Source organism: Microbulbifer echini (assembly GCF_041447225.1).
In the GTDB taxonomy this organism is placed as follows: domain Bacteria; phylum Pseudomonadota; class Gammaproteobacteria; order Pseudomonadales; family Cellvibrionaceae; genus Microbulbifer; species Microbulbifer echini.
This window is the reverse complement of the sequence record NZ_JBGMEL010000002.1, coordinates 349634-364119: the sequence shown is the minus strand read 5'-3', so window position 1 is coordinate 364119 and position 14486 is coordinate 349634. Positions and strand designations below refer to the sequence as shown.

General features: G+C 47.3%; 8 protein-coding genes. 4 read left to right on the top strand and 4 right to left on the bottom strand.

The window, feature by feature from the left end:
• The 3 genes from ACCI51_RS03765 to ACCI51_RS03755 all read right to left on the bottom strand — a co-directional run.
• Positions 1–2898 (bottom strand): two-partner secretion domain-containing protein (locus ACCI51_RS03765; protein ID WP_371842646.1); only part of this gene is annotated, 2898 nt, incomplete at its 3' end.
• Between the two features lie 58 nt (positions 2899–2956).
• On the bottom strand, positions 2957–4945 hold the full coding sequence (locus ACCI51_RS03760; RefSeq protein ID WP_299580801.1) for a ShlB/FhaC/HecB family hemolysin secretion/activation protein: 1989 nt from the start codon (positions 4943–4945) through the stop codon (positions 2957–2959).
• 73 nt (positions 4946–5018) lie between these two features.
• Positions 5019–7667, bottom strand: a complete 2649-nt coding sequence (locus ACCI51_RS03755; protein WP_299580798.1) for a bifunctional serine/threonine-protein kinase/formylglycine-generating enzyme family protein — start codon at positions 7665–7667, stop codon at positions 5019–5021.
• 562 nt (positions 7668–8229) lie between these two features.
• On the opposite strand from ACCI51_RS03755, the gene ACCI51_RS03750 reads away from it, so the two are divergent.
• From ACCI51_RS03750 to ACCI51_RS03735, 4 genes are all read left to right on the top strand, one after another.
• Positions 8230–8718 carry an Hcp family type VI secretion system effector gene (locus tag ACCI51_RS03750; protein ID WP_299580794.1) on the top strand — a complete coding sequence of 163 codons (489 nt, stop codon included), beginning with the start codon at positions 8230–8232 and terminating at the stop codon, positions 8716–8718.
• A 159-nt stretch (positions 8719–8877) separates the two neighbouring features.
• Entirely contained in the window at positions 8878–10785 is a 1908-nt protein-coding gene (locus ACCI51_RS03745; RefSeq protein WP_371842645.1) for a type VI secretion system Vgr family protein, read from the top strand.
• Positions 10786–10801: 16 nt separating this feature from the next.
• The gene (locus tag ACCI51_RS03740) at positions 10802–11380 is read left to right on the top strand and encodes a DUF6931 family protein (RefSeq protein WP_371842644.1); all 579 of its coding nucleotides are present in this window, start codon (positions 10802–10804) and stop codon (positions 11378–11380) included.
• Positions 11381–11383: 3 nt separating this feature from the next.
• Complete coding sequence (locus tag ACCI51_RS03735) at positions 11384–11677, top strand: PAAR domain-containing protein (RefSeq protein ID WP_299580786.1); 294 nt, start codon at positions 11384–11386, stop codon at positions 11675–11677.
• A gap of 138 nt (positions 11678–11815) precedes the next feature.
• On the opposite strand, the gene tssH is transcribed toward ACCI51_RS03735, so the two are convergent.
• Complete coding sequence (gene tssH, locus ACCI51_RS03730) at positions 11816–14479, bottom strand: type VI secretion system ATPase TssH (protein ID WP_371842643.1); 2664 nt, start codon at positions 14477–14479, stop codon at positions 11816–11818.
• Positions 14480–14486: the final 7 nt, after the last annotated feature.

Here is a 14486-nt window from a genome sequence, read left to right as displayed (position 1 = left end):
GCCGACCAAGGTGTCGCTGTCATCGCCACCATCGACCTTGCTGACGCCGTAAAAGTCGATGTTTTGGCTCCGAACCTTGGTGGTGCCACTCTCATCCGCTACGGTAAAACTGTCGCTGCCGCTGGTGCCGGTGATGGTTCCAGTGCCCACTACCTGTTCGATGCCGGTGAAGGTGATAAAGGTAAAGCCGCTGCTTTCGTCATGCAGCTCAAAGGACTTGTCGCCCAGCAGATCAGCTCGGCTGCTAGCCACCTCGGTCGCTTCCACCCGGTCGGTATTGCCGGCGGCGATAACTCGGTCGAGCCCGGCAAAGATCATACGGTCGACAGTGATATTGCCGCTGCTATCCAGCTTATAGGCATCCGCAGCATCATCGCCACCGTTATTCACGTAGCCATTGAGCGTCGATTTACCGCCGCTGAGGTTTTCAATACCGGTAATGGTAATGCCGTTGTGAATAACTTGATTATCGATAGCTGTAAGGGTCCAACTATCAGTATTATTTTCGCTCGTTAAAGAATCTTCTGGGTCAGTAGCAGAGCCTTCATCGGTAATACGATCAATGCCAGTAAAAGTGATGCCATCAACTACAACATTCGAATTTGCTTCTACCGTAAAACTATCTGCTATAGCAGTTTGGCCAGTAAGGCTACTGTTACTACCAACATCGACAACCTCAACCTCATTAAATGTAAAACTGAGTTTATCTCCTAGGCCATTAGTTCCTAATGAGAAAGATTCACTGCCCTTAAGTGCAATATCGTAATTTGTTGCAGGCAAAGTAAATTTATCTGTGCCAGCAGAACCAGAAATTGTAAAAGTGACCTCATCTAATGGAGCGGTGCCTGCATACTGTATATCACCTAATGTGTTATCAGAACCACTACCCGCCTGACCAACTTTCAAACTAAAGCTATCGAAACTTATTACCCCAGTAGATCCATCATCATATTCAAGTTTTATATTCCCATCATTAACAAATGACCCGCCGGCTGATAAGTCTATTTTCTTTGAGATTATAGAGGCCGTTTGTGAACCAGAGGTTTGGTTTTCAATATTACCACCAGCATCAACCTTTACTGAATCAGCTCTAATCGAGCCAGAGAAACTATTATTTGAATCCGCATAATTGGTGAAATTACCATCTGTTTTAACCGAAAATTTAGCTAGGCCAGTAATAATTCCTTTATTGGTCACATCTCCTTTTGCCTCAATAACGAGACTACCTAAACCATTGGCATTTACACTTGCATCTTTGTGTATCATTACTCCCTTATGCGAGTCCAATGTAAGCGTGGTAGCGCTACTCCATTCTAAATCTGCTTTTATTCGTATGCCTTTAGAAAAATCATTAGAGTTACCAGAAAAACTACTATCCCAATCAGAAATATCTCCTGAGATACTTCCCGTTCCATTGGAACCATCAATTCCGCCAGTTTGAAGAGTAATGTTTGTAGAACTTAATGCAGTTACCAGAGTGCCAACATGCATGCAGTTAGTAGTACAACTATCATTATCAACAATATCAAGCCAATTAGGATCTAATAACCACTCCCCTGTAACCCCCTGGCCATAGCTCAAAGTAGAGACATACATACTATCTTCGCCAAGATTCAAATAAACCTTACCTGAAGTCTCTACAAAGCCACCATCACCACCTTGCTCACCAGATTCAGCTAAAATAGTACCAGCAAACTCGGTGGTGTGATCTGCCCAAACAATAACCTCACCGCCATCGCCTTCTCCTATACCACTGACATCAATATGGGCATCTTCAGTAAGCGTGGTTTTTTTGGCATTGCGAATCTTGGAATTCTTTCCTTGATAATCCCCACCGATTAGGATCTCACCACCGGCGACCGTACCGCGCGCATCAATAGCACCACTAACCAGAACTTCTTCGCCGAGGACCATAGCCTGGCCGCCACGTCCAGCGGTACCACGAACATCAATTTTACCGCTATGTTCTGCGCTATCGCCTTCGATCACCACCTGTCCACCGGTGGTGCCTGCGGCTTGCAATTCGCCACTATTGATGACACTGGAACCGGAACCAAATAAACGGATTTTTCCTCCACTGGTATCGATTCCCTGAGCTTTGATCGTGCCTTCGTTATTTACTGCCGCAGTAAATAAATCACCGGAAACACTAGCCTCCAGGAGAACCTGGGCACCATCGATATTGCCCTCATTTAAAACGGCGCTATCAACGCCCAGGTCGTTTTCCATCACCTCTTTGGTGACTTGTAAGCCGATCATGCCATCCGCATCAAAGGTGAGAATCGCTTCATCGGCAGCGGCCAAGCTGACCAATTCGGCACTGATCAGGCCCGATGAGGCGTTAGTGACCTGTTTGCCGACTAATACGGCGCTGGCCGCATTAATAACACCCCTATTGACCACAAAGCCTGCAGAGCCCTCTTCCCCCTTAAAGGTGAAATCGCCATTCATAAAGTCCTCCGGGCTCATATCGAGTCCGGAAGCGGTAATGGCGCCGACATTGATAGTGGCACTTTCGGTAAAGAGTACTCCGCGTGGATTAACAAGAATTACGTGGCCATTGGCCTCAATAGATCCATGAATCGTACTGGCGCTCTGATCCAATATTCGGTTGAGTACGACCGAGGAAGTATTTGGTTGAAGGAACTTAACCAGCTCTTCAGCGCTTAAGTTAAACGAATCCCAGTCGATAGAGAGCAGATCGGTATTTTGATCGATTGTGGTGGTGGTACCATTTACATCGATTGTGCCACTACCACCAGTTACCACACCGCCTTCCGGGCCCGCATGTGCCAGGGGGCTTAAGAGCCCGGCAAACATGCCAGCATACGCTAAGCGGGATACCTTGATTGCAGAAGTCAGTTTTTTCAGTTCAAGAGTATTTTTTTTGGCTTTCATACCGGTACCTTGCATAGAGCGGTCAGGTCAGCTTCAGCTATCGATGAATTCTGAATAATTAATTATAAAATATGGAAAAATCGGCGTAGACCATGGGCTGATCTATATTTTCCCCAGTGCCCTCAATCGAGGAAGCTTTCTCAATAGGCCAACCCACGGAGACTTTGCTGGAGAAAGATTCATTCCAACTGAACTTTAATAGAAGGCCACCACCGGCGAGCCTCGCCCAGTCATCTTCTTTTCCATCTTTGTAGTTATTTACAATGCCGTAGCCCACATCGGCAAAGAGGGCGACTTGCACCATATCGTTCAAGCGCCGACCAAATAGGATTGGATTCACCACTTCGGGAAAACTTGGATACCATTCGGCAGATAAAAGCCCTGCGCTATCAGCGGAGAAATCCCGAACATCGAATGCTCGCACACCGTTGGCGCCACCCAATGACATTTGCTCAAAAGCTGGCAAGGGGTTATCGCTGTGTTGTGCACGGCTTTTAAAAATTAATCGGGATTGGTCATTAGTGAAGGGCATCGGTAGAAATAGCAGTGAACTGCTATTTAAGGAAACCTTGGTAAAGTGATCTCCACGTGCCGCCTGCAACACTTCCTCCAAATCTCTCTGATGCTCGCCGTATTGCACACTGGTACTTAATATATTGAGCATGGAAATAGAACCACTGGATAAGTGGTCCATATAAAAACCGAACTCTCCACCATAGACATGATCACCAGGCTCATCAAACTTGGTAATTGCTCGTAAATTTGATTTCTTCTCTGTAAGACCAAATGAGCCAGTGAAATTGAAATCCCTGGAGCGACGGAATTTATGATCAATTGTCATTGCGTAGCTGGTATTGTCCCCGTGAATATCGAGTACATTGAGAGGATTATCAGGATCCTCTACATCACGCAAAATAAAGTCGTTGTAATCGGCAGAAAACTGGAGCCTAGTGCGCGGACCAAATAGCGGAAGGCTATATCTTAACTGACCAAGATCAGAACCAAAATCAGAATCAAAATCTGTAACGTTGGTTGATTTCAAGTAACCAATAGTCAGGGCATCACCGACTCCCAATGGGTTTAGCCAGTCTACCGTCGTATAGAATCTCTGATCACCGGTATAGGCAGATCCGTGGTTATCAGCCCGGAAGGACGTTTTCCAAGTGCTGGCGTCACGTACCTTCAAGTTCAGTTTGGTTTCGCCGGGGTTTTCACCAGCACTAAAATATCCGGTAACATTCAAACCGGGAAGGTCATTTAGAAGATAAAGCCCTTCCTCAATGTTATCGTGATTAACCAGCTTTCCCTGTTGATCCTCAAAGGGTTTTGCAAGCTGATCTAAGGCATATTTATTATTATCTTCGGCTACAACTTGCCCTAACAACCCTTCTTGGACAGTAAGAGTTACCACACCACCTTCCACATCTTGAGCCGGTATTTGCACTTGAGCCAGAAAAAGGCCTTGGCGGCGATAAAAGTTTGTCAGTTCTGCCGCGATTTCTTCTAAATCGGCGTAGCTTAAGCCACGCTCTTTATTTTGCTTCTCAATGACGCTGACGAGCTTCTTTAGCTCTGCAGGGCCGAGACCACCGGGATTAAACTGAGCTTTCATATTACCCAGCAATACCGCAAGTTCTTCAAGGTTATCTACGGTATAACCACTGGCAACAATTTTATCCTCTTGCATAAACTTTATACGGAGCTCTTCGGCCATCCCTTCGATAACCTGGCGCTCAATACCAAATTCCGGATACTCTTCTAGTCTATGGAATTTAAATTGTTTTACCGTAATCCGCGGTCCTTGATTGCGCTGGGAAATCTCGGGAATTTCAGTATTAAGATTGGGGTCTTCCGCTTCGTAGGTACGCTGTAAAAAGTCTTTAGTAACGTCTGCCTCATTGACCGTCGGCGTATCCTGATCGAATGCCTGCCTAACACGGCTACGAAAACTCGATCCATCCTCCTCCTGGGCATAAACCGGAAAGTTTGTAAGCAGGAAGCCTGCGCCCACAAACAGCGCTAACTTACTTTTTCTAAGCCCAAGCATAACTCCCCCACATAAATTTTATTTATTGTGCCAGCCCAAATCTTATTATTGGCAAGAGCCGGCTTATCAATTATTAGTTCACATCTCTTACAATGCGAAAACCTGTCAATGGATCTGCGAGCCCATTATGAAGTCGTTTGGTGGTTGCGAGACAACGGCTCATGGGATCCTGGCGGTTACCACCGAGTGCGAGCAGCTCTCCTTCAGTCCCTAGCGCCCACTCCTGGACATTACCCACAGCATTGACCAACCCAAACCGGTTTACGGAACCATCATGTGCAGGCACTAGCTCGGCACCTTTCTCGATACCACCATACTTTAAATGGCAATTTCTATCGGCCACCTCTTCCTGGCCATTCGCACTGGCAGCAGCAAACCACTCCTGTTCTGAAGGAAGGCGATAAGTGTAACCAGTCTCATCAGATAACCAGCTGAGGTATTCTTCTGCATCTTTGAGTGTTAAACCGTTAGCAGGTAACTCTCCAGCAGCAATATCAAGATGTCCACATTGTTTGGTGGCACTACAAAAATATTCGAAATCGCGCTTGCTCACTTCATACTTACCCACTGCCAGAGGCCTGCCACTCACCCCTCTGATAACCACGAGAGCCGGCCCCTTGGTACCATCGACAAGACGATCCCGGCAGCTGTATCGATCCCCCCTTCCGCCACTACCTGGCGCTAGGTGGCCACAAAAATCGAGTTTGAACTCTTTGAGAGGCTGGTAACCGGGGAGAAGTGCCCTGAATTCATCGACCAACGCTTCAGTCCTTACCGGGTCTTCTGCTCCCAGCTTGGTGGCACATGTATTCAGCTCCTCACCTACAACCGGACGAATCTTCCTGGCTTTAACGCTATCCAGCTTTGCCAGTTGTGAAAGCTGGGCCCCCACTGTGGCGATATTCATATCAAAGCCACAGGTAAGGGCGGCTTCCATATTGGCCAACACGGTATCAACTTGCTTATTCTTAATGGAGGCCAGACGGCGGCGCTCTGCTCTCTCTTCTGCCAAACGAATACGCTCTGCTTCGCGCTCAGCTTCCAGGCGTTCGGCTTCCAGGCGAGCGCGTAAGTTTTCCCGATCAGTATCTAACTGGGATTTAATCGCAGCCGCTTGATTGGATACGCCATACCAGCTGGCAGCACTTTCGAGCATTGAGTCAGCTTGATCCAAGTTACCCAAATTTAACTGGCCTGTAGCGGCCGCTAAAAAGAGTTCAGAAATCTCACGGCGGGAGGTATCGAGAAACGTCTCATCGCTGGGATTAAGTTCCGAGTACTCCTTTAACTCAAGTCGGAGGTCTTTCTCCCAGGCCGGCGTGAGGATACTTAGGGCTAATAAACGGCTAATTGCTTCCTTCTTATCGCTAATTCTCCGCTGTAGCAGCTCATGCTGCAGTTTTTGCTCCAACTCTACTTTTACCCTCTCCTGCTCCGCGGTGTTCTGCTGTTCTAGGTGGCCATAGCCCACGCCTCCAGCTACCAACATCATCGCGAAAGCACCACCCAAAACCCACTTCCAGGTATTGCTGACAAAAAATGCCTGGACGAATTTTTCGACGGTATCGGTACGCTCTTCTCGTTTGAGCTCCAGGGCAGCTTCAAGCGCTCTCCACTCGCGACGGTTTAAGGCCTTGATGCGTTTGGGTTTTAATTTTTTCTCTAGAGCCTTATCGGCCGGAACCTTGTCATAAGGATGGCGGCCACAAAACAGCTCATAGGCCACACAACCCAGTGCGTAGACATCGTCTGAAGGCGCTGGCTCGCCCCCCTTAAGCATTTCATAGCTGGCATAAGCTGGAGTCAGGGCCCCCAAGCTGCCAGCATCAAAGAGGGTTGTCTCACCTGTTTTATTCGCAATCCCACCCTCTGACACTGCTCGGGCAATACCAAAGTCGAAGACCTTTGTCCCCTTTTTACTGGTTACAAAAATATTGCCGGGCTTGAAGTCTGAGTGGACGATTTTATGAGAGTGCGCGTAAATCAGGGCCTGGCAAATATCCGAAAAAACTGATCGAGCTCTTTCGGGTTCAAGACCCACATCGGCGTGTTCGCGCAAAAGCTTGTCAAGCGGAGCACCTTCAAGGAACTCCATGGTCATGAAGACCCTATCGCCATCGCGGTCGAAATCGTAGACCGTTACAATATTGGGATGGGCGAGCGTTTGAGATTTTCGCGCTTCCCGTTGCAGGGAGATAAAGGCATCCGGATGTTTCTGGAAATCGTCATTCAACAGCTTAATTGCCACGTAGGGCTCGCTGTCATTGGCCTCCAGTTTGCGGCGGTCAAGGGCTTTGTAGACCGCTCCCATCCCGCCAACCCCGAGAAGCTTATCCAGCTCAAATCGGCCCTTGATCACGGTTTTGGTCACAGCACCAGAAGGTAGCGGTTCAAAGGAATCCGGGGTATCCAAGGGATTTGCAGGGATTCCGCCAGAAAGCTGACCGCGGATCTTATTTTGTCTGGCCTTCTTGCGGGGTGCCGGATTAAACACCGTAGCGTCGGCATCAAAGCCAGCTGCAGCAGATGGCAGAATCGCTTGAGCTCCACGAACACGCGGGTGGTCGTTTTTTCCGGTCGAATCTTGGTGGACGACGACAGTTACATCACCATCATCTGTCAGTCCTTGCTTAGATTGATCTGGGCCGGGCGGATTGCCGCTCGGCCGAACAATACGTGTCTTATCGTTCAATTCCGCCTCCATGGCAAAGCTATACGACACTTGTAAAGACCATAACAAATTAATGCTACAGACAGGCTGGTAAGTTAAATAAGGGGCAAAGTATATCGAACAGCCCAATAGCCAACAATGAAGCAATAGACGAACAAATTTGAGTACAGGACCTATGGAACAAACAACACGGCAATTACAGGACCAATAGGGGAACTTACACTTAACACAGGCAATTACACGAACTTACAGAAGAGATTCCCTGGCACCAGATACATAATCAAATAGTTTTGATTAAAGTGGAATCGTTAGCCATTCTAGGTTTTCAGATGAAATAATGGTGTTCTTGAAGTGTAATAAATCGTAATGTCTATCGAAAATTAATTAGTGCCAGAGTCGAATATTTGTAGACGGCATACTTGCAACAAACAGACTTTACCTTCGATTAATTGGTGCCAGAGTCGATTTAATAAGGTGAAAATTCAGTTTTTTTTTGCATTTCTCTCTGTTTAAATCACCTCAGTTGTCACTGCGACACCGTCTGAGCTACCGCACTAAAGCGGGAGTAAGGAATTAACCACCAACATCTCAAGCCAACAAAGAGGGATTTCCCATGGCTATCTACATGAACTTCAACAAACTATCCACTAAAGGCAACGTTACTGCCAAGGGCTATGAAGACTGGATCGAAGTAGACAGCTTCAACTTTGGTGTTGGTCGTGGCATTACCATGGAAGCCGGTGCCACCTCCAACCGTGAAGCTACCCGTCCAAGCCTGAGCGAAGTTACTTTCACCAAGCGTATTGACGCGGCATCCGGCGGTCTGTTCAAGGCTTCCGTCACTGGTGACGAAGGCGTACCTGTTGAGATCCACGTTGTACAAACCGGTGCTAACTCTGTAGAGAAGTACGCAGTATACAATCTGGAAAACGTGCTGATCTCTTCTTACAGCATTGGCGCTTCCGCTGGTGGTGCTCCGCAGGAATCTATTTCCCTGAGCTTTGCCAAAATTGAGGCCGACCTCAACCACGCGGACAAGAGCAACAAGAACCCGAAAAACATGCGTGTTGGATACGACCTCACTACAGCCACTCCGCTGTAATAGGCCTAACCTCCTTCGGGTTAAAGGTGGCTTACAGAGTATCTGTGAGCTACCTCCCCAGGTCTTTAGCTAAGTGCTTTATGAGTTCTCAGCTAAAGATCTGTAAATCTGCTAGTTTCTCATTTCTTTCAGGCACCGTAGGGATAGTTGGGGCTGCCCATGGCTACACTAAATCAAGATAAACGAATGATTACGGTCGATAGCCCGGTTGGCATAGATGCGCTAATTGCTACGACCTTGCAAGGCGAAGAGCATATATCGAAGCTTTTTCGCTATGAAGTTCAACTTCTCTCAGATGATCACGCTATCGAGCAAAAGGATATTGTCGGTAAGCCGGTTACTTTATCAATTCATCACTCAGAGGTACCACGTCACATTAATGGTTACGTAACGCAATTTTCCCTGCATGACGTCAATGCAGAGGGCGTGCGAAGCTATAGTGCGATTTTACAACCAGGTTTATGGTTCACCAGCCTGGGCGGCAGCAATAGGGTCTTTGAAAACAAATCTGCCAAGCAAATTCTAGAAGAAGTACTAGGTGAATATAGTCGGGTTATTAAGCTTACCTTAAAGCTTAATGCTGAATATATTACTCGCGAGTACTGCGTTCAGTTCGATGAAAACGATTTTGAATTTATTAATCGTCTCATGTCAGAAGAAGGTATCGCCTACTATTTTAAGCACTCTGCTGGTCAACATGAGCTTGTCCTCTGTGACGACCCACAAGACTTTTACGATTGTGATAGTGCAAATATTGAGTACGATGGTGGAGGCAGCCACCCCACCAAGAATACGATAAGTAGTTGGAGGCGCAACTTCAATTACCACGGTGGGGGCTTTGAGCTAAAAGACTATAGCGAGTACACCGCGAGCAAAGATAATAAGCAGCAAGTAAAAACCACGAGCCAGCTTAACGATGTTACTAACTATATGCGTGGTCTCTATGGCCTAAACCATTTCCAAGCTGATGGTGAACACAAGCATAAATTTACCGACAGTTACCATAAGGCTCTAGCGGAACGTGCCATGGAAGCACAAGAAGCGCTTTTTGATGTGAGCCATGGTCGCAGTGACTGTCCATCCTTTACCGCTGGTGGACGTTTTAATTTTGATCACACCCTGTCCTCAGAGAAGGGAAAATATCTTATTAGCTCTGTGCATCTTTCTGCTGCGGATGGCAATGGTGTTGAAACGCATTTTCACAATACATTTAGCTGTATCCCTTCGGCTGTCATGCCACGTCCACAACCCAACGTGTGTGCAAAAAAGATTCACTCTCCTCAAGTAGCTCGAGTTATAGAGGTAAAGGCAACGGCCTCAGATAGCTCTCAGGACCCTTACACTCAGCTCAAAGTAAAATTTCCATGGAATTCTCAGCAAAATAGCTGCTGGGTGCGGGTTATGCAATCATTTGCCGGTAAAAATTGGGGAGCCAATTTCGTCCCCAGGGTCAATCAGGAAGTGGTCGTTACTTACATCAATGGAGATCCCGATCGGCCATTGATTACCGGAGCCGTTTATAATGGAGATAATCCCGGCCCCAATTACACGGCTACACAAAGTGGCTGGAAGACTGAATTCGAAGGCAGCACGTTCAACGAACTCAGGTTCGATGACAAAGGTGGAAACGAAGAAATTTATATGGAAGCTGGTAAAGATCACAACTTTGTTGTCCATAATGACCAGTCCGGTAAGATTGAAAATAAACAAACCCTAGAGATCAAACAGGATCGGAGTATTACGGTTACTGATGGTAGTGAGGTTGTCACTATTGCCAAGGGTGATCAAAAGCTCAATGTCAATAAAGGCAATCAAGTTGTCACCATTGGATCGGGAAATCACACACTAAAAATTAGTAAAGGCACCCAGACAACCGACGCCATGGGCGCTATTAAGATTTCCTCGAAAGCCTCTATCGAATTGAAGGTTGGAGGCAGCAGTATCAAGCTAACTCCAGCAGGAATAACCATCAAAGGAACAATGCTTTCCTGTAAAGGGGATGCAACTGCTGAAGTTAAAGGCGGCGGTATGCTCACCCTAAAAGGTGGCGTTACCATGATCAATTGATGGGACTCAGAAATAGATGACCGATCTGATTAAAGTTCAAGCACTGACTGCTGCTGATCTTCTTAAGAATTTTGAAGTCAGCGAAGAAGCTGAAGAGCACTTAGTACTGGACACAGCACCGGAGGTTAGCATCAATCAATTGGTTGAAGCAGGCCTCTACCCTGATGCGATTAAACTACTTGCCCACGGCCTGCCCAAACGGGAAGCCGTATGGTGGGCCTGTCTAGTAGCTCGAGATATACAAAGCCCAGAAACAGATGAAGACAATGTTAGCGCGCTAATAGCGGCCGAAAGTTGGGCTAAAAAGCCCAATGAGGAAACACGCCTAAAATGTAAAATACTGGGCGATAAAACCAAGCACAAAACGCCTGCGAGCTGGGCCGCAACGGCAGCGAGTTGGTGCCACGGAAGTCTTGCCGCAGAAGGTGAACCTGTCGTCGAACCTCCCGAGCACTTGTATGCACATGCGGTTGCCGGCAGTGTCACTTTAGCTGCGGTGTTATCCGATCCTGTTGATCCCAGCAAGCAGTTTGATCGCTATATGAAGCAGGGGATGGATTTGGCTCGTGGCGGCAACGGGAGAATGGAGGAGTAAATAATGGGCAAGCCCGCTTCACGTATTACCGATATGCATGTCTGTCCAATGGTGACAGGCACGGTGCCTCATGTTGGCGGACCAATTCTAAGCCCCGGAGCACCAACCGTCATTATCGGCGGTATGCCTTCTGCCACTGTCGGCAGTACCTGCACTTGTGTGGGGCCTCCAGATACTGTAGCTATGGGCAGCACTACCGTAATGCTACAAAAAAAGCCTGCTGCCCGTATGGGGGATACCACGGGTCATGGAGGGAAAATTATAATCGGGTGCCCTACGGTATTGATTGGCGGTTAATATTATAGTGTTCTCTACTCAATAAAATTACGAGAGGGAGAAAACTAGTTTAGCGGAATAATTTAAATTTAAACAACATTTATTAGCAGCCCAGCAATACAACCACAGTTGGTTTTACTGCTGGACTGCCTTATTGCATTATTCTACGCTGTAAGCAAAGTCACCTTCTTCTGTCGAAGAAACTCTAATCACTTTAACCTCTTCCCCTTTCGCCATCTTATCCAGGCACTCACTGGCTAGTTCGGGCAATAATGTTTTATTCAAAATAACCTCAATATTGCGGGCCCCAGTATCCGCCTCGTGACAGCGAGCCACTATATTGATAAGAACATCATCATCGTATAAGAAAGAGGCACCATAATGTTCACGCACACGCTTCTCAATTTTGCGCATATTAATTTTGCATATTTCTACCAGATTTTCATCATCCAGTGGGTAGTAGGCCATAACATTAGCCCTACCAAGGAATGCCGGTTTGAATTTCTGCAACAGGTGTGGACGAATATTATCCAATAATACTTCGGGTTCAGGTTTTTCTTCCACTTGGTTGAAAATAGCCCTGATGGCATCCTCACCCGCATTGGAAGTCATAATGATCACGGTATTCTTAAAGTCGATATCGCGCCCTTCACCATCTTTAATGGTGCCCTTATCAAACAGGTTATAAAAGATATCTTGTACACCCGGATGCGCCTTTTCCATTTCATCCAATAGGATTACAGAGTAAGGCTTACGACGTGCAGCCTCAGTGAGAACCCCTCCCTCACCATAACCAACATAGCCTGGAGGGGAGCCGAGTAGCATAGAAACTTTATGTTCCTCCTTAAATTCAGCCATGTTAATCGTGGTGATATTTTGTTCCCCACCGAATAACTCATCAGCCAAAGCTAAAGCCGTCTCAGTTTTACCTACACCACTGGTTCCGCAGAACATAAAAACACCGACAGGCTTTCTGGGGTCGGTAAGACCGGCCCTTGAAGTCCGTATCGCTTGCGCTACAGCCTCTATTGCGTGAGGCTGTCCAATAACACGCTTGTTTAAGCGTTGTGCTAATGTCTTGACCGCAACAATTTCATCGCTAACCATTTTCCCTACAGGTATACCTGTCCAATTAGCGACGACGGCAGCGATAGCTTGTTCATCTACTGCGGGCTGCATCAGTGGCGTATCACCTTGAATTGCCTCAAGCTCCACTGAAAGGCTTTGTAGTTGCTGCCGATAATCAGACAGCAATGCTGAATCGATCTCTCCTTGCTCACTTTTTGCGCTTACAAACTCAGTGTCGATTTGAGCACGAACTTCTTGAACCTTATCAATTAGTTCATTTTCTTTAATGAGCTGCTGCTCCAAAGCGTCCAAGCGCTCTTCCTCAACTTGCTTAAATGCTCTCAATTCAGCCAGCTGCTCTTCGTGTTCGCCCATCGCTGCATTTTCACGCTCTAATTTTCCCAGCGTGGTATTGGTCCGATCAATATTGATTCGAGCATCTTCAATTGCACCAGGAGTTGCGGATTGACTTAGTGCAACCCGTGCACAGGCCGTATCGAGCAGGCTAACAGACTTATCTGGCAGCTGACGGCCTGGAATATAACGGTGTGACAATTTAACCGAAGCGATAACCGCCTCATCGAGAATTCGCACCCTATGATGCTCTTCTAGAGTGGTCGCTATGCCACGCATCATATCAATGGCATTTGCCTCCGAGGGTTCTTCCACTTTTACCACTTGGAAGCGCCGAGTCAACGCAGGGTCTCGCTCAAAGTACTTCTTATATTCCGCCCAGGTTGTCGCTGCCAAGGTGCGTAATTCGCCTCGGGCTAGAGCGGGTTTGAGCAGGTTTGCTGCATCACCCTGCCCTTCCTTGCCGCCAGCGCCAATCATGGTGTGCGCCTCATCAATAAATAAAATGATGGGCGTTGGTGAAGCTTTAACCTCTTGAATTACTGATTTCAGACGGTTTTCAAACTCGCCTTTTACACTGGCCCCTGCCTGCAATAACCCCAAATCCAGGGTGCGCACAGCAACGCCACGAAGGGGCCCTGGAACATCACCGCTAGCAATTCGTAGAGCAAATCCCTCCACCACCGCTGTTTTACCGACACCCGCTTCTCCAGTTAAAATAGGGTTGTTCTGGCGACGGCGAGTAAGAATATCGATGCATTGACGAATTTCCTCATCCCGACCGAGCACAGGATCTATCTCACCCTTCTTGGCTCTCTCGGTGAGATTAATCGTGTACTTGTCCAGCGCAGGCGCCTTACTGGCTGCAGCAGCTACTGCGGCTGCCCCCTCACTTGTTGCTGCTGCGGCCCCGATATGGTTCGACTCTGCACTCTGCCCAAACATGGCTCGAGCAGTCTCACGAATCGACTCAGGCGCAATATTTTTAAGTTCTGGGCACGACTCAAAAATCTGCCGACGAGAGGTTTCTTCCAATAACAGAGCAGCCAGAAAATGCCCCGAGCTAATAGCACGGTGCCCATAATCTATAGATGCGAGCATCCAAGCATTCTTGGACGACTCCACAATGGTTGGTGACAATGCCGGTGGACGGCTACTGCCTGAGCGAAATCCAGCGATAGAAGTCGCAAGCTGTTTGGCAAAATTCGCTGGATTGCAGTCGTGCTTTTCCAATAAGTGATAAAGATCTGTATCTGACTGGTCCAATAATTTTAATAGCCAATGCTCAAGCTCAACATTATATTGATTCTGTGCCAGGCAAAGGCCTGCAGCACCCTCAAGAGAGTCACGCATATGTGGAGTCATAGTGTCCACTAGCCGCTTCAAGTCGATATTAATCACAATGAAA